Origin of the sequence: Bogoriella caseilytica, from assembly GCF_003752405.1 — a bacterium.
In the GTDB taxonomy this organism is placed as follows: Bacteria; Actinomycetota; Actinomycetes; order Actinomycetales; family Actinomycetaceae; genus Allobogoriella; species Allobogoriella caseilytica.
Window position 1 is genome coordinate 1,463,700 of record NZ_RKHK01000001.1, and the last position, 22,424, is coordinate 1,486,123.

General features: G+C 67.7%; 19 protein-coding genes. 15 read left to right on the top strand and 4 right to left on the bottom strand.

Going from position 1 to position 22,424, the window contains the following annotated elements; all coding sequences use genetic code 11:
- Positions 1-43 precede the first annotated feature (43 nt).
- Positions 44-2,488 carry a glycoside hydrolase family 31 protein gene (locus EDD31_RS06540; RefSeq protein WP_211336075.1) on the bottom strand — a complete coding sequence of 815 codons (2,445 nt, stop codon included), beginning with the start codon at positions 2,486-2,488 and terminating at the stop codon, positions 44-46.
- Between the two features lie 29 nt (positions 2,489-2,517).
- Entirely contained in the window at positions 2,518-3,606 is a 1,089-nt protein-coding gene (locus EDD31_RS06545; RefSeq protein WP_123303445.1) for an inositol-3-phosphate synthase, read from the bottom strand.
- Positions 3,607-3,756: 150 nt separating this feature from the next.
- On the opposite strand from EDD31_RS06545, the gene EDD31_RS06550 reads away from it, so the two are divergent.
- From EDD31_RS06550 to rplI, 5 genes are all read left to right on the top strand, one after another.
- Positions 3,757-6,015 carry a transglycosylase domain-containing protein gene (locus EDD31_RS06550; protein WP_123303446.1) on the top strand — a complete coding sequence of 753 codons (2,259 nt, stop codon included), beginning with the start codon at positions 3,757-3,759 and terminating at the stop codon, positions 6,013-6,015.
- 181 nt (positions 6,016-6,196) lie between these two features.
- Entirely contained in the window at positions 6,197-6,484 is a 288-nt protein-coding gene (rpsF, locus tag EDD31_RS06555) for a 30S ribosomal protein S6 (RefSeq protein WP_123303447.1), read from the top strand.
- Positions 6,485-6,538: 54 nt separating this feature from the next.
- Complete coding sequence (locus EDD31_RS06560) at positions 6,539-7,072, top strand: single-stranded DNA-binding protein (protein WP_123303448.1); 534 nt, start codon at positions 6,539-6,541, stop codon at positions 7,070-7,072.
- Between the two features lie 111 nt (positions 7,073-7,183).
- Positions 7,184-7,414 (top strand): 30S ribosomal protein S18, encoded by a 231-nt coding sequence (rpsR, locus tag EDD31_RS06565; RefSeq protein WP_123303449.1) that lies wholly within the window; start codon positions 7,184-7,186, stop codon positions 7,412-7,414.
- Between the two features lie 17 nt (positions 7,415-7,431).
- Positions 7,432-7,881 carry a 50S ribosomal protein L9 gene (gene rplI, locus EDD31_RS06570; protein ID WP_123303450.1) on the top strand — a complete coding sequence of 150 codons (450 nt, stop codon included), beginning with the start codon at positions 7,432-7,434 and terminating at the stop codon, positions 7,879-7,881.
- Positions 7,882-8,069: 188 nt separating this feature from the next.
- Here the strand turns inward: rplI and EDD31_RS06575 are convergent, their stop codons facing one another.
- Positions 8,070-9,473, bottom strand: coding sequence for an MATE family efflux transporter (locus tag EDD31_RS06575; protein WP_123303451.1), 1,404 nt, complete (start codon positions 9,471-9,473; stop codon positions 8,070-8,072).
- 340 nt (positions 9,474-9,813) lie between these two features.
- On the opposite strand from EDD31_RS06575, the gene dnaB reads away from it, so the two are divergent.
- Positions 9,814-13,419, top strand: a complete 3,606-nt coding sequence (gene dnaB, locus EDD31_RS06580) for a replicative DNA helicase (protein ID WP_245990971.1) — start codon at positions 9,814-9,816, stop codon at positions 13,417-13,419.
- A gap of 153 nt (positions 13,420-13,572) precedes the next feature.
- Positions 13,573-14,427, top strand: a complete 855-nt coding sequence (locus tag EDD31_RS06585) for a universal stress protein (RefSeq protein WP_148058882.1) — start codon at positions 13,573-13,575, stop codon at positions 14,425-14,427.
- Positions 14,428-14,445: 18 nt separating this feature from the next.
- On the opposite strand, the gene EDD31_RS06590 is transcribed toward EDD31_RS06585, so the two are convergent.
- Positions 14,446-14,853, bottom strand: coding sequence for a VOC family protein (locus tag EDD31_RS06590; RefSeq protein WP_123303454.1), 408 nt, complete (start codon positions 14,851-14,853; stop codon positions 14,446-14,448).
- A gap of 74 nt (positions 14,854-14,927) precedes the next feature.
- On the opposite strand from EDD31_RS06590, the gene EDD31_RS06595 reads away from it, so the two are divergent.
- From EDD31_RS06595 to EDD31_RS06625, 8 genes are all read left to right on the top strand, one after another.
- On the top strand, positions 14,928-15,515 hold the full coding sequence (locus EDD31_RS06595; RefSeq protein WP_123303455.1) for a TetR/AcrR family transcriptional regulator: 588 nt from the start codon (positions 14,928-14,930) through the stop codon (positions 15,513-15,515).
- 81 nt (positions 15,516-15,596) lie between these two features.
- Entirely contained in the window at positions 15,597-18,365 is a 2,769-nt protein-coding gene (locus tag EDD31_RS06600; protein ID WP_281270426.1) for a cation-translocating P-type ATPase, read from the top strand.
- Positions 18,366-18,424: 59 nt separating this feature from the next.
- Positions 18,425-18,655: a hypothetical protein gene (locus EDD31_RS06605; RefSeq protein WP_123303456.1), complete on the top strand. Its 231-nt coding sequence runs from the start codon at positions 18,425-18,427 to the stop codon at positions 18,653-18,655.
- A gap of 119 nt (positions 18,656-18,774) precedes the next feature.
- Entirely contained in the window at positions 18,775-19,173 is a 399-nt protein-coding gene (locus EDD31_RS14620; RefSeq protein WP_148058883.1) for a hypothetical protein, read from the top strand.
- 116 nt (positions 19,174-19,289) lie between these two features.
- The gene (locus EDD31_RS06610; protein ID WP_170163218.1) at positions 19,290-19,973 is read left to right on the top strand and encodes an ATP-binding cassette domain-containing protein; all 684 of its coding nucleotides are present in this window, start codon (positions 19,290-19,292) and stop codon (positions 19,971-19,973) included.
- Positions 19,970-21,178, top strand: coding sequence for a hypothetical protein (locus EDD31_RS06615; RefSeq protein WP_123303458.1), 1,209 nt, complete (start codon positions 19,970-19,972; stop codon positions 21,176-21,178). Before EDD31_RS06610 ends, EDD31_RS06615 begins: the two co-directional genes overlap by 4 nt.
- Positions 21,175-21,828, top strand: a complete 654-nt coding sequence (locus tag EDD31_RS06620) for a hypothetical protein (protein WP_148058884.1) — start codon at positions 21,175-21,177, stop codon at positions 21,826-21,828. Before EDD31_RS06615 ends, EDD31_RS06620 begins: the two co-directional genes overlap by 4 nt.
- Before the next feature lie 304 nt (positions 21,829-22,132).
- Entirely contained in the window at positions 22,133-22,420 is a 288-nt protein-coding gene (locus EDD31_RS06625; protein WP_123303460.1) for a hypothetical protein, read from the top strand.
- Positions 22,421-22,424: the final 4 nt, after the last annotated feature.

Sequence of the window (22,424 nt, forward strand, 5' to 3'; positions counted from 1 at the left end):
GGCCCAGAACGGGCAATGGCTGAGTTCGCGGACGCCGACCGCTTCACCAGGCAGGCCGGGCCGCAGCGCACTCCACCAGCGCATCGCGCAGCGGCGCCGGCAGCGCGATGCTGGCCAGCTCCTGCACCAGCGCCAGTCCTTCCACCGTCTGGACCGCCTGCCACGCGCGCTCCTTGTCCACGAAAGCGATCTCCGCGACGTCGAGCAGCGCGAAAGCCTCGGCGACCAGATCCCGCTCCCGCCGGCGCGCACCTCTGACCTGCAGGGTGAAGTGCTCAAGACCGAGCTGCCCAAGATCCAGGCGCAGCGCCGGCGCAAGCAGCGCCTCGGCGTCCCGGTCCGCGCCCACCACGGTGACCGGGCGCGTCTCGCCGTTGACGGTCAGCTCAGCGTGCTCGAGCGACTCGACTCCGACGAGGTCGACCAGCACGCCCCGGACGCCCGCGACAGCCGGGCCACTGAGGCGCTCGCAGGAGAGGGTGAGGTCCGCGAGAGCCGGGTCGTCCCCCACAGTGAGGCTCTGCTCGAACCGCATGACCTCGGCCTCGGGCGCCGCACTGCCGTCGTCCTCGATAAGGTGTGAGGTGCCCGTTCCGGGGATGGCACGCAGCACCAGTGTCTCGGGCCGAGCGGAGATGTCGGCGTGCGGGTCCGCCAGCAGCGGCAGCACTGCACCGGCCCGGGCCAGTACTGGGTACTGCTCCAGCGAACGGTGGAAGCGCACCGAACGCCCGCCCTCGTGACGGGCTCCGGTGAAGAGATCCACCCAGGATCCCGGCGGCAGCCAGGCCGTGACCGTGGCCAGGTGGGACTCGCCGTCCTCCGGGGAGGTCAGCGGCGCGAGCAGGAGGTGCTCACCGACCATGGCCTGGTTCGGCACGCCGAAGGCCTCAGGTGTGCGGGAGTAGTCGTGGTACATCGGCCGCACCAGAGCCACGCCATCGGTGTGTGCGGCCCAGGCACCGGTGTAGAGCATGGGCACGAGTAGATGGCGCAGCCGCAGATACTCGGTCATGATCCGCGCGGCGCGCTCGCCGAAGGACCACGGCTCCTTCGTGGTGAAGGGGCTGTCCGAGGAGTGCAGCCGGGTGATCGGTGAGAAGACGCCGAGCTGGACCCACCGCACGGCGAGTTCGACGTCCCGGCGGCCGAACATATGGCCGCCGACGTCGTGACTCCACCAGGAGTAACCCACGTTCGCTGCCGTCGCGGTGAAGGTGGGCTGGAAGTCGAGCGAGTCCCAGCTGATGATCGCGTCGCCGGAGAAACCGATCGGGTAGCGGTGACTGCCCACGCCGGCATAACGGGAGAAGGTGAGCGGCCGCTTGCCCTCGCGTCCGGAGTCGGCGAAGTGGATGTGGTTGAGCATCCACAGCGGATCCAGGCCGGGAATGGCGCTGGTGCCGCCCGATTGCCAGTCCAGCCACCAGAAGTCGACGCCCTCCTCCTCCAGCGGGTGGTGCAGCACGCGCAGGTAGGCGTCCACGAAGGCCCGCGAGGCGATGTCGAAGGGGACGGCCACGCCGGTCTCCGGGTCGATGCCGGTGGCTTCCGCCATCTCGGGATAGCGCTCTTCGTGGCGGCGCACCCCGTCGGCCGGGTGCGTGTTCAGGGTGACCGCGAGCCCGCGCCGGTGCAGTTCGGCCAGGAAGCGGGGCGGGTCGGGGAAAAGTTCGCGATTCCAGGTGTACCCGGTCCAGCCGGTGCCGATCTCGGGATCGATGTCGACCAGGTGCCAGTCCATGTCGATCACCGCCACCGACAGCGGGATCCCCTCGCTGGCGAAACGGTCCATCAGCGCCAGGTAGGACTCCTCGGAGTAGCGCCAGTAACGGCTCCACCAGTTGCCCAGCACGTGGCGCGGGATGAGCGGCGTGGGGCCGGTCAGGCGGTGGAAGTCGCGCAGGGCCCCGCGGAAGTCGCGGCCGTGACCGAAGAAGTAGAGGTCCTGCGAGGGCGGGTCGGTGGGCCCGTCAGCCGGCCGCGGCGCCACCCAGCCATCGGAGCTGAGCAGGATCGAGTGCGAGTCATCGAGCACTGCGAAGCCGTAGGTGGCGAGGATCCCGTCCTCCAGTGGCGCCGCGCCGTCGACCTCATCCAGGGTGCGCGCGGTGCCGAGCAGATTGCCCCGGTGCGGGAGGTTCTGGGGGTACTCCTGCCCGAACTTCCACGTCGAGTAGTGCGGATCGCACGCGTCCCGCAGCAGGGTCACCGAGAGCGTGGAAGAGCTGAACGGGCCGCCGGCATAGTGCAGGTGGAGATGCTCGGTGACGATCTCGACGCCCTCGCCGTGCCGGGTCACGGTGAAGGGAGGGACCTCCATGTCGCGCTCGACCACCGCCTGGGTGCGCTCGTCGACGAAGGTGCCCGTGGCGGAGTACTCCAGGCGCAGCAGCCGGCTGGTCAGCACAGTGAAGCGGTAGGTGTCCCCGGTGACGACGGCGTCGGGGTTGGCGGGGGCGGGGCGCCCGTCGGACATGCTGAACATGGGACTGCTCCTGGAGTGTCGGCGAGGCCTCAGCGCTCGACGTCGCCGCGGATGAAGGCCTCCACGGATTCCTGCGCGACGTCGTCGGGGCGCTGCTCGGGCGGTGACTTCATGAAGTAACTGGACGCGGCCGTCAGCGGACCGCCGATGCCGCGATCGAGCGCGATCTTGGCGGCCCGGATCGCATCGATGATGACGCCGGCGGAGTTCGGCGAGTCCCAGACCTCGAGCTTGTACTCCAGGCTCAGGGGCACGTCGCCGAAAGCCCGGCCCTCCAGGCGCACGTAGGCCCACTTCCGGTCATCGAGCCAGGCCACGTAGTCGGAAGGGCCGATGTGCACATTGCGGTCCTCGGTCTTGCCGGCGAGCTCACCGTGCAGATTCGAGGTCACAGCCTGAGTCTTCGAGGTCTTCTTCGAGGCCAGGCGTTCCCGCTCGAGCATGTTCTTGAAGTCCATGTTGCCGCCGACGTTCAGCTGGTAGGTGCGGTCCAGCGTGACGCCGCGGTCCTCGAAGAGCTTGGCCAGCACCCGGTGGGTGATCGTGGCGCCCACCTGCGACTTGATGTCGTCACCCACGATGGGCACGCCGGCGCGCTCGAACTTCTCGGCCCACTCCGCTGTGCCGGCGATGAAGACCGGGAGCGCGTTCACGAAGGCCACCCCGGCGTCGATCGCGCACTGGGCGTAGAACTTCGCTGCCTCCTCGGAACCTACCGGCAGGTAGCAGACCAGCACATCGGCCTGGGACTCGCGCAGTGCAGCGACCACGTCAATGGGCTCGGCGGCCGATTCCGCGATGGTCTCGCGATAGTAGGTGCCCAGGCCGTCGAAGGTGTGGCCACGCTGCACCGGCACGCCCAGGGGTGGGACATCGCAGATCTTGATGGTGTTGTTCTCCGAGGCGTTGATCGCCTCGGCCAGATCAGCACCCACCTTCTTGCCGTCCACGTCGAGGGCCAGCACGAACTCCAAGTCGCGCACGTGATAGCCGCCGAACTCCACGTGCATCAGCCCGGGAACACTGGCGGCGGGGTCGGCATCGGCGTAGTAGTGCACCCCTTGAACCAAGGATGACGCGCAATTTCCTACCCCGGCAATGGCAACCCTGATGCCCATTCGTGCTCCTCGATTGTGTCGTTCCCTGTGGGGCGTCACCGCGGGCCTGGAGGGCGCCGCAGTGATCCCGATCCCAGGACACCCTAATGGGGCCGTGAGATCGAGCACCGTGGACGCGCGCGCGAGAGGGCTCAGCGCATACTGCCAATCATGGGCACACAGCCAACGCGAGCCTCACGCCAGGGAAAGAAGAGCCGGAGCGGCGCCACGAAGCGTGGCAGCCGCCGGAGCTTCGTGCTGCGCCTTCTCCTCGCGCTGTTCCTCCTCGGCGTGGCCGGAGCCGCCGGCGTGTTCGCGATCGCGTACGCCACCATCGACGTTCCCGAACCGGATGACTTCGCGCTCGCAGAATCGACCACCATCTACTACGCCGATGGTGAGACCGAGATGGGGAGCTTCGCGGAGGTTTCGCGCCGCGTGCTTGAGCTGGAGGACCTGCCCGAGCACCTGCCCCACGCCGTCATCGCCTCCGAGGACCGCACCTTCTACGAGAACATGGGCGTCGATGTGCGCGGCGTGGCACGCGCGCTGTGGAACAACGTGCGCGGCCTGCCCCGCCAGGGCGGGTCCACACTGACCCAGCAGTACGCCGAGCGGTACTACATGGGTGAGGCCACCACCTCGTACTGGGCCAAGTTCCAGGAGGCGATCCTGGCCCTCAAGCTCGACCAGTCCCAGACCAAGGACGAGGTGCTGGGCAACTACCTCAACACCATCTACTTCGGCCGCGGCGCCTACGGCGTGGAGATGGCGGCCCGGAACTACTTTGGCAAGCCGGCCGCCGAACTCGAACTGGCGGAATCCGCCCTGCTCGCGGGAATCATCCCCGCCCCTTCGGTGTGGGACCCGGCAGTGAGCCCCGAGCGCGCTGAGCAGCGCTTCGAGCGTGTCATCGCCCTGATGGTCCAGGACGGCTGGATCACCCAGGAGGAGGCCGACGAGGCCGAGTACCCCGAGGTGCTCCCGCAGCGCACCGAGAACATCTACGGCGGTCCCACCGGTTACCTGCTGCACATGGCCCGTCAGGAGACGATGGAGCGCGCCGGCCTCACCGAGGCCGAGATCGACACCCGCGGCCTGTCCATCGTCACCACGATCGACGCCGACTCCCAGGAGGCCGCCGTCCAAGCGGTGGACAACCTGCCCGAGGATCGCCCCGAGCAGAACCGTGCGGCCCTGGTCTCCCTCGAATCGGACACCGGCGCGATCGTGGCGCTCTACGGCGGCCCCGACTTCGTGTCCCGTTCCTTCAACGACGCCACCCAGGGCACCGCCCAGGCAGGCTCGACCTTCAAGCCCTTCGCGCTGGTGGCGGCCCTGGAAGAGGACATTCCGCTCACCCAGCGCTACCCCTCGTACTCGCCGATGGACATCGACGGCTACGACCGGCCGGTGCGGAACTACGACACCATCAATCGCGGCAACATCGACCTGATCGATATGACCGCAGACTCGGTCAACACCAGCTACGTCCTGCTGAACCGGGACGTCGGGCCGGAGGCCACACAGGACGTGGCCGTGCGGGCCGGTCTCCCCGAGGACACCTCGGGTCTGGATCCATTCATCTCCAACGTGCTGGGCACGGCCTCACCCCGGCCGATCGACATGGCGCGGGCCTTCGCCACCTTCGCCGACGAGGGCGTGCGGCACGATCCCTTCATCGTGGCCGAGGTGCGCGACAACGCCGGCAACACCCTCTACGAGGCCGAGGTCGCCAGCGAGCGGGTCTTCGAGACCGACGTGGTGGCTGAGGCGACCTATGCGATGCAGCAGGTGGTCGAGCGCGGCACCGGCCGGACCGCCGGGGAGATCGGCCGCCCGGTGGCCGGGAAGACGGGTTCCTCCCAGGAATACCGCTCGGCGTGGTTCGTGGGCTATGTGCCGCAGTTGACCACGGCGGTGGTGATGTTCGAGGAGGACGAGGACGGCAACCCGCGCCAGCTCACCGGCTTTGGCGGTGTGGACCTGGTGGCCGGCGGAACCTTCCCGACCGATATCTGGCGTGACTACATGGCCGTGGCCACCGAGGGCATGGAGATCGAGGACTTCCCCGAGCGCACCTGGTCGCCGCCGCCCGGGGCTCCTGCCCCCGCCCCCGTGCCGGCCCCGGAGCCTGAGCCCGAACCGGAGCCTGAGCCGGAACCCACCGAGGAGCCGACACAGGAGCCCACGGAGGAGCCGACACAGGAGCCCACTCAGGAGCCGACACAGGAGCCCACGGAGGAACCCAGCCCGACGCCGAGCCCCACACCCAGCCCTTCGCCGAGCCCCACACCCAGCCCGTCGCCGACCCCGCCGGGCAACGGCGGCGGTGGCAACGGCGGCGGTGGCGGCACGGATCCGCCGGGCGACGGCGAGGGCGGCGATGCGGCTCCGCCGTCCGGAAGTGACGGTCAAGCCAGCCCCTAGCGCGGTGTGCTCCGGTGTGACCAGATTCGCCTGCGCCGCGCACCACTCGATGCCCTAGACTGCGTAGCTGGCCCTCATTCCGGCCGATCGCGCCTGCGATCGCCGTTCGGGGGCCGCGCGATGAACCCTCCTGTCACGGAGAGACCGTGACCGTTAAGCCCATAGGAGGTGGGGTACACACATGCGCAATTACGAGCTGATGCTCATCCTCGAGCCCGAGGTTGATGAGCGGACGGTCCAGCCGTCTCTCGAGAAGCTGCTCACCGTGGTCACGACCAACGGCACCGTCGACAACATCGACATCTGGGGCAAGCGTCGTCTCGCCTACGAGATCGACAAGCGCACCGAAGGCATCTACGCCGTGATCAACATGACCACGACTCCTGAGGTTGCTCAGGAACTCGACCGCCAGTTGGGCCTGAACGAGGCCGTGCTGCGCACCAAGCTCATCCGTCCCGACGCCGCCTGAGCGCGGTTGTCACCGAGCCCAGGCACCCGCGCACACCGTTAAGGGAGCAGATCCATGGCAGGCGAAACCATCATCACCATCGTCGGAAACCTGACGGCCGACCCCGAACTGCGCTTCACGGCGTCGGGAGCTCCGGTCGCCAGCTTCACCGTGGCCTCCACGCCGCGGACCTTCGATCGTCAGGCGAACGAGTTCAAGGACGGCGAGACGCTGTTCATGCGCTGCTCCGCCTGGCGTCAGCTTGGCGAGAACGTGGCTGAGTCCCTGACCAAGGGCTCGCGCGTGGTCGTGCAGGGACGCCTTCAGCAGCGTTCCTTCGAGACCCGCGAGGGCGAGCGCCGCACCGTGGTGGAGATGCAGGCCGACGAGGTCGGCGCTTCACTGCGCAACGCGACCGCCAAGATCACCCGCACCTCCGGTGGGGGACAGGGTGGCGGATTCAGCGGCGGCCAGCAGGGCGGCCAGGGCGGTGGCCAGGGTGGCTACGGCGGTGGCCAGGGCGGCTACAACGCCCCCGGCGGCGGCCAGTCCGACGACCCCTGGGCCACGGGCGGTTCGAGCAGCTTCGACAACGACCCGCCGTTCTGACAGAGATCCGGTGCCTGATCGGCACCGGAACCCTGCACGGCGGCGTCACTCATTGACCCAAGGGCGGCGCTACAGGCGCCCGCCCACCTGAGAGACACGAGGAGTACCACCATGGCGAAGCCCGTTCTTCGCGCACCGAAGAAGAAGGCCAACCCGTTGCGGTCGGTCGAGAAGATTGACTACAAGGACACCACGCTGCTGCGGAAGTTCGTCTCGGACCGCGGCAAGATCCGCGCCCGTCGCGTGACCGGCGTCTCCGTGCAGGAGCAGCGCCTGATCGCCAAGGCCGTCAAGAACGCGCGCGAGATGGCCCTGCTGCCGTACTCGAGCTCGGCACGCTGAGGCGAGGGAGAAATACGATGGCAAAGCTGATCCTCACGAACGAGGTCGACGGCCTGGGAGCCCCGGGCGACATCGTCGAGGTCAAGGACGGGTACGCCCGGAACTACCTCGTGCCGCGTGGCCTGGCCACCCGGTGGACCAAGGGCGGCCAGAAGCAGGTCGACCAGATCACGAACGCTCGCCGCTCCCGCGCGATCGCCAGTCTCGACGAGGCCCAGGCGATCCGCGACCGGTTGCAGTCCAAGCCGGTGCGCATCAAGGTGCGCGCGGGTGAGTCCGGCCGCCTCTTCGGCGCCGTGACCGCATCCGACGTGGCCGACGCGGTCAAGGCCGACGGCGGCCCGGAGCTGGACCGCCGCAAGATCGAGGTCCGCAACCCGATCAAGGTGACGGGTAACCACTCGGTGGAGGTGCGCCTCCACGAGGACGTGCGCGCATCCATCGCGGTGGAGGTCGTCCCCGCCTGATTCGGTGGGTGGGTGACCACCCGCAGGCTGCGGCGGAGCCCCTGGTGCCGGAAGGTGCCAGGGGCTCCGTCGTGCCTGTGCACTCTTTCGCGCGTTCTCTTCACCTGTTGTCCCTGTACTCGCTCTCCCTGCGCACGTCGCTCCACTTACTCGCGAGCGCGCGCGGCGAGTCGACTGGGCGACCGGGCTCAGCGGCTGGCGCCGGTGACCATCCAGCGGTCGCCGCGGATCCGCACGCCCAGAGTGACGGCGCGGGCGAGCATGAAGCCGCCGCCGAAGGACAGCCAGAGCCAGGCTAGGCCCGCGACGCCGTCGTCGACCAGGAACCACACCAGCAGGGCCAGCGGAACGTAGGCCACCAGCGTGGCGACGCCCGCTCGCGCCAGGTAGGGACCGTCGCCCGCGCCGATGAGGACGCCGTCGAGGACGAAGACGTACCCGGCCACCGGCATGCACGCGCCGATCACGGCCAGGCCCACCGCGGCCGCAAGCCGCACGTCAGGATCAGTGGTGAAGATCGGCGCGAGCCACCAGCCCGTGGCGGCGAAGAGCAGGCCGATGAGCACCCCGGCGGTCACGCCCCACTGCAGCCCACGGCGCAGCACCGCGCGCACATGGCCGCGATCGCCCGCCCCCAGGGACTGCCCCACGAGCGCCTGCGCCGCGATGGCGAGGGCGTCCAGCGCCAGGGCGGACAGACCCCACATGGCGTTGACCACCTGGTGCCCGGCGAGCGTCACGGTGCCGAGGGAGGTCGCCACGACCACGGTGAGCATCACCGCGGCGCGCAGGGTCAGGGTGCGGATGAGCAATGGCACACCGGCGATGGCGGAGCCCCAGATCCCGGAGCCGCGCGGGCGCAGGGAGACCCCGAGGGTCCGGGACTTTCTCCACAGCACCAGGGCGAGGCACACGCCCATGGCGGTCTCGGTGATCGCGGTGCCGAGGCCGGAGCCAGCCACCCCCATGTCGAGGCCGTAGATGAACAGCGCGTTGAGCGCGACGTTGGTGATGGCTCCGGCCACGGCCACCACGAAGGGCGTGCGGGTGTCCAGGAGTCCGCGCAGGGTGCCGGTGGCGGCCAGAACCACGAGCATGCCGGGGAGCCCGGGGGCGGAGTACCGCAGATAGTCCTCGGCGTGCGGCGAGACCTCCGCCGGTGCGGCCGCGACCACCCAGGGGGCGATGACGATCAGGACCGCGGCGCTGAGGAGCCCGAGGAGCAGCGCGAGCCAGACGCCGTCGATGCCGGCCGCGACCCCTCCCCTACGGTCCCCGGCGCCCACGCGGCGCGCGGTGGCGGCGGTGGTGGCATAGGCGAGGAAGACGAAGGCGCCGACGACCGTCGTCAGGATCGTCGAGGCCAGGGCGAGGCCGGCGAGCTCCCCGGAACCGAGATGGCCGACCATGGCCGAGTCGGCGAGGACGAAGAGCGGCTGCGCCACGAGGGCGCCCAGGGCGGGGACGGCGAGCGAGAGGATCTGGCGGTCCAGCGCCCGCCCACGGAGCGAGGTGACGGGGGCGCCGCCGGTGCTGCGTGGTGCCTCAGGTTCAGGTTGAGGGTCGCGTGCGGGCTCGCGCGTGTCATCCACGGATCTGGGTCCTACTTTCCGTCCACAGCTTCTGGCCCCTGTGGAAGTGGCGTAGTGGCCGGAACCGGCGAGTCCGTGCCGGTTCTCCCACAGGTTTGTCCCCAACCTGTGCACAAGGGTGTGGGCAGGGTCCACAGGGCGTCCACAGGATACGACCGCTCCGTGCACAGGGCGGAATCCGCCGGGCCTCGGAACGGCGTACCCTCGCGTGAGCGCACGCAGGGTGATGGCAGGGCGAGGGCGCTGCCACGCGCATACCGTCGGCGTCTCCGGTCGGTGCCGGCTGGTGTCAGAGGCCGGTGCGAGGGTGGGCTCTGGCTCGTTGGTGAAGGGAAGTGGGTTGACGGTGGCTGAAGAGCGCTCGTCCGGTCAGGGATTCGACCGGACTCCGCCGCAGGACATCGCGGCGGAGCAATCGGTGCTCGGCGGCATGCTGCTGTCCAAGGACGCCATCGCAGACGTCATCGAGGAGCTGCGCCCCAATGACTTTTACCGCCCGGCCCACGAGGTGATCTACGAGGCGGTGATCGACCTCTACGGGCGCGGTGAGCCGGCCGACGCCGTCACCGTCTCCGCGGAACTGTCCAAGCGCGGGGAGATTGCGCGGATCGGTGGCGCGCCCTATCTCCACACCCTGATCTCCTCGGTACCCACTGCGGCGAACGCCGGCTACTACGCCCGCCTGGTGCGCGAGCAGGCGGTGCTGCGCCGCCTGGTGGAGGCCGGCACGCGCATCGTGCAGCTCGGCTACTCCACCGACGGAGGTGAGGTCGATGCCCTGGTGGACAACGCGCAGGCTGAGGTCTACGCCGTCACCGAACGCCGCACCTCTGAGGACTACGTGCCGCTGCGCGAGACGATCAACCCCACGATGGAGGAGATCGAGGCCGCGGCGGACCGGGGCGACGGCATGGTCGGTGTGCCCACCGGCTTCGCGGACCTGGACTCCCTCACCAACGGCCTGCACGGCGGCCAGATGGTGATCATCGCGGCCAGGCCTGCGATGGGTAAGGCGCTCGCACTGGAGACGGCTCTGCCCACGCCGTCGGGCTGGACCACCATGGGTGAGGTCAGAGAAGGTGACTGGTTGGTGGCCGCCGATGGGTCTCCGACCCGCGTGGTCGCGACCACCGAGGTCATGGCCGATCGCCCATGCTTCGAGATCGAGTTCGATGACGGCACCACCGTGGTCGCCGACGCCGAACACCAGTGGCTCACTGATACCCGCGCGTCGCGGAAGTCGGCCCAAGCCGCGGCAGTGGGCTACAACGGTTACCGGAGCCAGCGAACTTTCGCTGAGGTGCGTACCACCGAGGAGATCGCCCGGACGGTTCGCTGCCAGACCGCGGACAAGCGCATGAACCACAGCGTGACCAACTCGCTGCCGCTCAATCTCCCGGAGGCCGAGCTCCCTATCGACCCATACGTGCTTGGCGCATGGCTCGGTGACGGCCACAGCGCCGGGGGCCGGATGACGACGGCGGACCCGGAGATCGTCGCGAGGATGGAAGCTGGCGGATACGTGGTGAAGCCAGGAGCGGGAAAGTACGGCTACTCGATCACTCTGCCGAAGCCACCTGCGCTGCAGGAGCGCACGTGTGATGTCTGCGGAGCGACCTACCTTCCCAAGCAGGCCCACGTCCGCACCTGTGGACGACAGTGCGGTGGCCGCAGGAAGACGCTCAAGTTGCCGCAAGTGATTCCCAGCTGCCGCGACTGCGGCACGCCCGCTTCAGGCCGCGGACTTTGCCGTGACTGCTACGCGGACCACGGCAGCTTCCAGGTCTTGCTGCGCAAGGTGGGCGTGCTGAACAACAAACACATCCCGCTCACGTATCTGCGCGCTAGTGAGAGGCAGCGCCGCGAGGTGCTTGCCGGGCTGCTCGACACGGACGGCACCGTGATGAAGCAGGGGTCTGTTCAGATCGCCCTCACCCACGAGCCCCTGGCACGAGACACCCGGGAACTGATCCACAGCCTCGGCTATCGCACCGGGTGGTACACCAAGCGTGTGGCGGGCCGTTCGGAGGACTCTTCCACCAGCTACGTCATCACATTCACGACTGACGACGACGTGTTTGCGCTCGAGCGCAAGAAGCTAGCGCACAAGCGGCGCCGCCGGCCCTCGACCCCGCGACTGCGCTCTCGATACATCAAGCATGTCCGGTCGGTGCCGAGTGTGCCGGTCCGTTGCGTACAGATCGAACACCCGAGCCATCTCTACCTGGCAACTCGATCGATGGTCCCCACCCACAACTCGACACTGGCCGTAGATATCTGCCGGAATGCGTCCGTCAGGCACGGTCAGACTTCGGTGATCTTCTCCCTGGAGATGAGCCGCAACGAGATCACGATGCGTCTGCTCTCGGCCGAGGGGCAGGTGCCGCTGCAGAAGATGCGTAACGGCACTATGCGCGAGGAGGACTGGACCAAGATGGCCTCGGCCATGTCCAAGGTCTCGGATGCCCCGTTGTTCATCGATGACAGCCCGAACATGTCGATGATGGAGATCCGCGCCAAGTGCCGGCGCCTCAAGCAACGGCACGATCTCAAGCTCGTGGTGGTCGACTACCTGCAGCTGATGAGCTCGGGCAAACGCGTGGAGTCGCGTCAGCAAGAGGTTTCGGAGTTCTCCCGCGCCTTGAAGTTGCTGGCCAAGGAGATCGAGGTGCCGGTGATCGCCGTCGCCCAGCTGAACCGAGGCCCGGAGCAGCGCACCGACAAGAAGCCGATGATGAGCGACCTTCGTGAGTCGGGCTGCCTTCCTGCGGAGACACGGATTCTGCGCGCCGACACGGGCGCCGAGTCCACCATCGGGGAGCTCTTCCTTTCCGGTGAGAAGGACGTGCCGGTCTGGGCTCTCGATGACCGCTTGAAGTACGTACGCCGGCACATCACCTCGGTCTTCACCACGGGCACGAAGCCGGTCTACCGGATGAAGCTGGCCTCCGGGAGGGAGGTGAGGGCGACTCCGAACCACAAGTTCCTCACCTACAACGGATGGGTAGCGCTAGGAGAACTCGAAGCGGGCTCACGCATCGGCGTGCCACGGCACATCCCGGCCCCGGAACGCGAGACGGCATGGGATGACCGGAAGGTCATCATGCTGGCCCACGCCGTGGCGGCGGACCGACCGAGCTCTGCGGTGCCGTCGGACGTGTTCAGCCTTCCCAAGCATCAGATCGCGCTGTTCCTTCGTGAGCTCTGGTCGCTGAGCGGCACGGTAGGGGATGGCCCCGGAGGTGGCTCGGTCCGCTTGAGGACCTCATCGGTGCGGATCGCGGAGGCAGTGATGAATTTGCTGCTGCGGTTTGGGCTCAACTCAATGCGTGCAGGTGACGGCCGGACGATGGCAATCACCGGTACACAGGAAAAGCGGATCTTTCTCGAGAGGATCGCCGTCGACGGTGCGGCCGGCCCGGTAGCGGCATCGCTCAGGCAGCGGCTTACGACAGGGGCTGTTCGCCGGGCCTCGACCTCCAGTACCCCTTGGCATGAGGTTGGCGAGATTCTCTCAGGCCCGGCGCGGGTCGAAGACGTTGTGTCTGGAATCGGTCGATCGCTGCGTGCTGCAGAGGCGAGGCAAGGCGGAGCTTTGGTGAAAGTCGCTCAGACCCTCGATCGTGAAGATCTCGAACTCATGGCCACGAATGATCTGCTGTGGGATCGAGTGGTGACGATCGAGTACGAGGGCAGTGAGCAAGTCTTCGATGCGACGGTTGCGGGCAGCCACAACTTCGTGGCCAATGGCGTGGCCGTACACAACAGTCTCGAACAGGACGCCGACATCGTGATGCTGCTGCACCGCGAAGACGCCTACGACCGAGAGTCCCCGCGCGCCGGCGAGGCCGACATCATCGTGGCCAAGCACCGCAACGGCCCCACCGACACGATCGTCGTGGCCTTTCAGGGCCACTACGCCCGGTTCGTGGACATGGCCAGGTAGCGGGGCGATCGGCCCACCGCACGTCGTCACGAGTCCGGGAACGCACCCGCTGACGGCCCGGCGACGTCACCCGACCAGGGACCTTCGGCCCTGGCCGCCGCGAGCCAATCGGTGGACGATGGGAGCACAACGTCGAAGGGACGGGTGAGTCCGGTGACACGTCAGATCCTGGTCGCGACCGATGGCTCGGTCTCCAGCACGGCGGCGGTGGAATGGGCCGCGATGCGCGCCCTGGCAGTCGGTGCCGAGCTTCGGATCCTGTGCGTCCTCGAAGCCTATGCCCCCGGCCTCCAGGTCCCCCCTGATTACCTCGAGCGGGACCGGGAGGAGGGAGAGCGCATCCTGAAGAAGGCCGCGCAGGCGGCGTCCGCCGTGGCTCCCGAGATCTCCGTCAGCGTGGACCGGCGCACCGGCCCGGTGGCCGAAACGATCCTCGCCGAGATCGGCGAGGCCAGCGAGGTGGTGCTCGGCAGCCGGGGGCGCGGCGGCTTCACCAGTCTGGTCATCGGCTCGGTCTCCCTCAAAGTCGCGGGCCATACGGACAAGCCCGTGGTGGTCGTCCGGCAGACGATCGATCGCCCGCACGGCACGATCGTGGTGGGCTACGACTGGTCCGAAGCCGCGCAACGCGCCCTGACCTACGCCTTCGAGGTGGCCGCGCGCACCGGCGCCAAGCTGCGCGTCATCAATGCCGGGAACAGCACCATCTACGACGGTTCCATCTATACCCGCGTGACGCGCGCGGACCTCATCGCCGGCGAGGAGGCGGCTCTGCGTGCCGAGGTCGAACGCTGGCGCCAGGAGAACCCTGATGTCACCACCGACATTGAGATCATCGACGGACACCCCGCGTGGGTCCTCGCCGAAGCGTCCAAGACGGCCGACCTCGTGGTGGTCGGATCGCGGGGCGTGGGCACGATGCGAGCGGCCCTCCTCGGCTCCGTCAGTCACGGCGTGCTGCACCACGGTCACAGCCCGGTCGCCGTCATCGGTTCTGTCCGCAGATAGTGCCGCAGACCGGCAGCGTCAGGCGCTGATGTAGGCGTCTGCGTACTCACCGGTCGGGGTGATCGGTTGGATTACGTCGAGCAGGAGACCGTCGGGCGCCTCGATGATGAAGTGGCGCTGGCCGAAGTCCTCGTCCCGCAACGCCAAGACCACTGTCAGATCATGCTTGTCGATCAGGCGGTCATGGAGGGCGCGCGCATCCTCGACCTCGAGGTTGAGGATCACGCCTTGCGCCGGCGCGCCGAAGCCTGCCGGGATGGTCTCGTGCCGGTGGTCCAAGAGCGCCAACTCGTAAGCGCCGAGCCGCAAGCTGACGTACCAGCCGCCGTCGTAAGTGGTTTCTAAGCCCAGAACGTCACGGTAGAAGGTCGCTGAGGCGGCGACGTCGCCGGTCATCAGCACGGGGTAGAAGCTCGTGACAGACATGGTGGTCTCCTTTACGTACGATGTGTATCTAACGGTTCGCAGAATACATACACCGAGTACGTAAAGGAAGGGCCATGCCACGCGCCTCTGCCGCAGCGGCCGCTGCTACCGCTCGAGAAGTCCTCGCTGCCGCGCGGGACCTGTTCGCAAGCCGCGGCTTCGCTCAGGTGTCGCTCGATGACGTGGCGCAATCAGCCGGAGTGACGCGTGGAGCCGTCTACCACCACTTCGGGAGTAAGCAGGGGTTGTTCCGTGCCGTGGTGGCCCAGCTCCAGGCCGAGGTCGCGGCAGCTGTCCTCGCAGCGGCCGAGTGCGCCGGCGACGATCCGGTCGCACAACTGCGTGCCGGCAGCCATGCCTTCCTCGAGGCGACCACGCACCCCTCGGTCGCTCGCATCCTGCTCATAGACGCCCCGGCGGTCATCGGTTGGCAGGAGTGGCGTGAACTCGACGCCCAGCACTCAGGCGCCCACTTGCGCGAGATCCTGGTGCAGGCAGGGGAGGCGCAGGTCAGCGCCGAGCCCCTTGCGGTCCAGCTCTCGGGGGCGATGAACGAGGCAGCGCTCTGGCTGGCTCAGCGCCCGGGCGATTCCGCAGCGAGTCAGTCGGCGCACGGAGTACTCGATCGTCTTCTCGCTGCGGTCCACGCGCCGGGTGAGTAGCGAGGTCCGGAACACTCGCCACCCACCCCCTCGGGACCTCTGTCCCATGCGCGCCCAGCTTCGATTTGAAAGGATCGTTGAGTGGACACCCCTGGTCAGCACACTGAGCTCACCGCCGAACAGGACCTCGCCCCCTGGGCGAGCAGTCCTCACGAGGTCATGTCCGCGATGGAGTCCGAGGAACGGGGCCTGGCCACCACCGAGGCGGAACGCCGCCTCGAGGAGCACGGCCCCAACCGCCTCGCGCCCCCGGAGCGCGACCCGCTCTGGCGCCGGATCCTCTCCCACTTCGATGACGTGCTCATCTATATCTTGCTGGTGGCCGCCGCGCTGAAGGCCATCCTGGGCGACTGGGTCGACTTCTCCGTCATCCTGGCCGTGGCGGTCATCAACGCCGCCATCGGATTCATCCAGGAGGGGCGCGCCGAGAAGGCACTCGACGGCATCCGGCACATGCTTTCGCCCACCGCGCAGGTACGGCGCGACGGCGCGTGGTCGGACGTCGATGCCGCGGACCTCGTGCCCGGCGACGTCGTGCGGGTGGGCGCGGGCGCGCGCGTGCCCGCCGACGTGCGCCTGCTCGAGGCGCGATCGCTGAACGTGGAGGAATCAGCGCTCACGGGCGAGTCGGTCTCGGCGGAGAAGTCCGTGGCCGCCGTCGACGCCGAGGCCGGCCTGGGTGACCGCACCAGCATGCTGTTCTCTGGCACCCTCGTCGCGGCCGGCCAGGGCACCGGCGTCGTCACCGCCACCGGGCAGGCCACCGAGATCGGCCGGATCCAGACAATGATCGCCGAGGTCGAGTCCCTGGAGACGCCGCTGACCCGTGAACTCGGGCGCCTGGGGAAGGTCATCGCGGTCGCCATCGCGGTGATCGCCCTGGTCATGGCCGTGGTGGGCCGGACCGTCCACGACATACCCCTCCCGGATCTGATCTCCGCGGCTATCGGCGTCGCCGTCGCCGCGGTGCCCGAAGGCCTCCCCGCGCTGGTGACCATCACTCTGGCCCTGGGGGTGCAGCAGATGGCCCGGCGGCACGCCATTACCCGCAAGCTCCCGGCGGTGGAGACCCTCGGCGCGGTGACCACCATCTGCTCGGACAAGACCGGCACCCTGACCAAGAATGAGATGACCGCGCGGGTGGTCCGCACCGCTTCGGGCAGCTTCGCGGTCGAGGGCAGCGGCTATGCCCCGGTCGGCGACATCGCCCCCGAAGACGGCGGGGAGAGCGCCACACCGGACGCCGCATTGGACGGCGTCGTCGCCGTGGCGATGGCCTGCAACGACGCGCAGATCCTGCACGACGAGGCGCGCGGCTGGCAGCTCGTGGGCGAGCCCACCGAGGGCGCGCTGCACAGCCTGGCCCGCAAGGCCGGACAGGACCCGGAGAACTGGCGGCGCCTGAACTCCCTACCGTTCTCCTCCGAGACGAAGTACATGGCCACCCTCGACGAGGACCGCGAGGGCCACACGCACATCCACGTCAAGGGCGCGCCCGACCGCATCCTCACCCGCTGTGCCACGCAGATCGGCGCCGACGGCGACGCCGTCCCCCTGGAGAGCGAGCGCTGGGAGGAGTGGATCGAGGAGCTGAGCGCTCGCGGTCTGCGCGTGCTCGCCACCGCCCGTGCCACGGCGCCGGCGGGAACGACCGAACTCACCACGGAGGATGTGGAGAGCGGGCTCGAGCTGTGCGGGATCGTCGGCATCGTCGACCCGCCCCGGCCCGAGGCCATTGAGGCGATCGCCCAGTGCCGGCAGGCCGGAATCCGGGTCAAGATGATCACCGGCGACCACGCCGGCACAGCGCTGGCCATCGCCCGCGAGATGGGCATTGTGACCGACGAGCGCCGGCAGGAAGAGGAGACCGCAGAGACCGAGGCCCCCGCGGTGCTCACCGGAGCGGAACTCGAGGCGATGAGCACCGAGCAGCTGCGCGCCGTGGTGCGAGACGTCGACGTCTTCGCCCGCACCAGCCCCGAGCACAAGCTCCGCATCGTCTCCGCGCTCCAGGCCCACGACGAGGTCGCGGCCATGACCGGCGACGGCGTGAACGACGCCCCCGCCCTGGCCCAGGCCAATGTGGGCGTGGCCATGGGCATCAAGGGCACCGAGGCCACCAAGGAGGCCGCCGAGATCGTCCTCGCGGACGACAACTTCACCACCATCGAGCGGGCGGTGGAGGAAGGGCGGCGGATCTACGACAACATCCGCAAGTCGGTGCTCTTCCTGCTGCCCACCAGCGGCGCGCAGGCCCTGGTGATCCTCGTGGCCGTCTTCCTCGGCCTCCAGCTCCCCCTCGCGCCCGTGCAGGTCCTGTGGATCAACCTGATCACCGCGGTCACGCTCTCCCTGGCCCTCGCCTACGAACCGGCCGAGCCCGACATCATGAACCGGCCACCTCGGCCGGTGAAATCCGGCATCCTCACCGCTCATTACGTGGTGCGGATCGCCATCGTGTCAGTGCTCATCGGCGGCATCACTCTGGTGGCCTTCTACAGCCTGGTGGGTGCGGGCACGCCGACCGCGCAGGCCGAGACCACGGCGGTGACCCTGCTGGCCTTCGCCCAGCTGGCCTACTTGTTCAGCTGCCGCTACCTCGACAAGTCCAGCCTCACGCCGAAGGTGTTCCGCGGGAACCGGGTCATCTGGATCTCCGCCGGGGCGTTGCTCGTGCTGCAGAGCGTGTTCGTCTACGCGCCCTTCATGAACCTGTGGTTCGGCTCCGCCCCCATCACGCCCGCGCAGTGGGGTCTGGTGGTGGGCCTGTCCCTCGTGGTCTTCCTGCTCACCGAGCTCGGCAAGGCCGCCCAGCCACGGATCGCCAGGGTGCTGTTGCGGCGGGGGTGACCTCGGACTGCCCACACACCGCGGGATTCCGCCGGTAGGCAACCGGCTCGCCGTCGGCCTTGAGGCCCCTTCACACCCTGCTGCTCCGGGTTCACGATGGGGCCGCGAACGTCTGCGGGAGGCGCGACAACGCCGACCACCACATCGCCTTCCTGATGGACCCCGAAGGGCCATTCACCGCCAGCGATGTCGAAACCCAGGAGAACCAGGCACGCAAGGGCGCTCCGCTGCCTTACAAGGAACCGCCTGCTGGCCTCTCTCCTGACCACCGTCAGGAGAACAACAAGTAAATCAGACGTAGGTCGCCCACTTCCTTGACTCCCGCTAAGTGAGAGGCGTAGCCTCCACGCATCAACGAAACAAGAGGGTTCTTGTGTTGTCATCAACTAGGCGTTCATTCTCTCTGCTGGTGACTGCTGTGGTCATGGTGCTTGCGCTGCCCACGGCGGTCCAGGCGGTCACGGTGGGTTACAACTATCAGATGGGATCCCTGTCGTCCGCAACGCTCAATCGAATCCCGGCAAGCAGTTCCGGCGACTGGACAATGCCCGCCCGAACATCTTCGGGTCGAGTTCAGAGTGATGTCTATGGCTGCCCGCACTCGGAGGCTACGTACGAGATGCAGCTCCGACGCCACCGTGCGTTCTTGCCGGATGCGATCGAATACCACCTCTTTGGGAGAGAATACTGTCTGGATGCCGCAGTCACCAACTCGGCTTCGTGGGCGGCGGGCCAGTATCACTTCGGGGTAATGCCGCTTCAGACGCCAGCATTTACCGGGCTCGGGTATTCTCAGGTCGAATGGTAGATCCTGGCGCACTGAATGAGTCCTACAACAGACGGTTCGTAAGTAGAGAGGGTGGGACTGACCTGTCCCCGTTGCTGGAAGTGCGGTCTCTCCGTGGCGGATATCGTGGCCGCGAGGTGATTCGCGGACTAGATCTTGCAATCTCAGGGCTGACGCTACTCATTGGTCGCAATGGGGCCGGCAAGACGACGCTGCTGCGGCTTCTTGCAGGTGATCTCATCCGGGCAGCAGGTGATGTCGCCTTCAGCGGCGCACCCGAGGGTGACCGCCCGGTCATTGGGTATCTGCCGCAGACGCTCACCCTGCCGTCGCACTTGAGCGTCAAGGAGTTCGTGACCTACGCCGCCTGGCTCCAGGGCCAAGCGAAGTTCGAGGCGAACGAGCGCGCGGTGGAAGCGATCGAACAGGTCGATCTCGCCGACCGTAGCGCTCATCGAATCGGTCGACTGTCAGGAGGCATGCAGCAGCGCTGCGCACTGGCCGCAGTCCTGGCTGGGAACCCCGCGGTGCTCTTGCTCGACGAGCCCATGAACGCTCTCGACCCCATTCAGCGTGATGGGCTTATCGCGTTACTGAGTCGACTCAGCGACGCGATGCCGGTGATGATTTCCACACACGTGGTCGATGCGATGGCGGTTGACGCGAATCGGATTGTACTGCTCGATGATGGTCGCGCGCAGTTTAGTGGTAACCCTGCGGCACTGTGCGCGCCTCACGACCTCACCGTTGAGGCACTTAACCGGGCCATTCTCGAGCGCATGGCCATGGACCCGACCGCCGACCCAGGTGGTCCTGCGTGATCGGCATATTTTTACGAAACCGCGCCAATCTCGCGCTGGCCGCGGCGGGCACTGTCGTTGCGACGTACTACGCCCACTCGAATTCCCTCTGGATGGGTGAGGTCAACTCGGCACTGCAAATGGCAGCGACCGCTTCGGTGCTGATGAACCCGCTGATGACCGCCACGCTGGCAGTGGCCTCAAAGAGGATGTTCGATGGCAGCTTGCGGTTTATCGAGAAGGACCCAGGGCGAGCGCGCATGGCGCGGTTGTCTGCGTATGTGGGCTTCGTGGCGCCTTTTCTGGGCGGCTACCTCGCTCTGACGCTTCTCTTGTTGGCTTCAAGTACCTTGCATGGATCGCTCCAAGGTCTTGAGCCAGCACTCTTTTTCATGGGAGCCGGATCCATCGCCATGTGGGCGGCTATCGCCGTGATTGCCGGTTCTCGCCTCCCCCTCGTCGTCGCCGTGCCTTCGCTCATGGTGGCCAGCTTTCTGTTGCCTGTCTACGCCGGGAGCGAGCCGGACACTGTGGTGAGTGTCTTCACTCCACTGTCGTCGGTGGGCTTTCCTTCGCTGTTTGAAATCCAGTCGCACGTCATCATGGCCCAAGCCGTCTGGTTCATCTCTCTCGCTGCGTTGGGGGTGCAGTTTTTCCTCCGTCCCCCCGGTGCGCCTGGGACTTCGTCGCGCTTGGCGTGGGGTGTGTGGGGGATCGTGGCGTGCGGAGCGGTGGTGTCTGGGGTCTTGCTCCTGAACTCTGAAGGCGCGCGTTTCACGGAACGAGCTATCGGCGTCGAAGACGCGGAGTGCCAGGTGGTCGGCGCGATCGAGGTCTGCCTTTATCCCGAGAACGCGGACGTCATGGATGACGTAGCCAGCGTGATCGCCGAGATCACTGCAGACGCTCCTGCCGGGGCGTTTCCTCCCCTGGTGACAGAGCCCGGGATGGACGACGGCGCGACAGTGGTTCTGCCCTCCCGCCCAGCGCTACACCCGACGACCGTTGCGCAGAACCTCATACAGCCCTTGTCGTCCTGGGGCGTGTGCGATGAGTGGCTCGCGGATTACGGCGATGACTACCACCTCCGGCGGGAATGGTTGTGGGATCGCTCGGGGTATGCCACGGCAGTAGGCTCCGCTCCGGCCCTCGCTGAGATCAGTGACCTCCCGGAAGACGAGCAATGGCAGTGGTGGCTCGAGCCGATCGCGCACTGCGGCGCATGACAACGCGGTCCGTGGTCGAACCTCTGTGGGTGCTCGTGCGGGTGCGTCACCCCGCGTACACCGTGGGGGCACTTGCAGCGATCACCGCGGTCACGACCGCGCTTTGCTCGGTACCCCTTCCGGGGGCACAGTCCACCGGCGACATCTACCCGCTGGCGTACATGGTCGCGCCAATGTTCCTCCCCGTCGTCGTGGCACTAGGGCTTGTTTCGCCTGCGGCGTGGATCGAGCAGCAGGCCCGGCGCCGCGGTTGGCTCACGCTCTACTCAGGCATCGTGTGCCTAGCGGCTGTGCTTGCCGTGTTGCCATCAGCCGTCGCAGCACATGCATTTGGCTCACCGACTGACGTGAGCCCCGCGCAGTCGAGGAATCTCGCAGACTTCGTCGGCGGTAACGCCGAGAACGCTCTGGTGAGTGTCGGTCTCACCCTGATCTGTCTTCGCTGGCTCAGCGTGACCTGGGCGTGGGCGCTCCCCACTGTGCTCGTGCTGGCGGGCGTGCTCACGCCACTGCCACTTCTGAGCTTGCTGGTGAACCATGAGACCTCCGGGTCACACCTGGCGATCGGAGTCGGCTTGCTCGTCAGCGGGTTGGCCCTGCAATGGCGATCGGGGGCGGCGCCCTTACGGCGATCGTCGCCACCGTGCTGAGGGTGCGTGACGTATCCACACGGCGCGCGGGTTGCTGGGTGGCTCCCGGTCTTGGTGTCTTCGATCCCGTCGTCCGGCCCGCCCTGTCGGGAGAACCCGTGCCGCTGCGCTTCGATTGCTGTTCCTGTCCTAGGGCTGCGACGAGCTCGCAGAGAGCGCTTACGGCGTTCGGTACGGCCTCCGTGGCTGACTGTCGACTCACTGGAGGCGGCCGCGAGGTCGCCCCCGCACCGCTCCCTGACCGGTCGTTGGGACAATGGCGGTGTTAGCTTGAGGTGGCCGACGTTCCCGAGGAGGTGACTGGGTGTCCTGGGTCGAGGCGGTTCTCGCCGGCGTCGCCGTGCTCCTGGTGATCAATCTGCTCGCGGCCTTCGCTGCGGTCGCGCGGGCGCGGCACACCGCGGGCTGGCTGCTGGTCGTGCTGCTCACCGGTACCACCGGTGCGGCCGTGGCCGCCTTGCTGGCCGCTCTGTCGGAGAACCCGGGACGCTTCCTCGACGTCGCCCTGATCCTCGCCGGTTTCGCCGCCCTGACCGCGGCCGTGCGCGTCGCCGCAGGCAGGCGGCCCGCCACCGACGCTGTGCAGCGGTGATCGC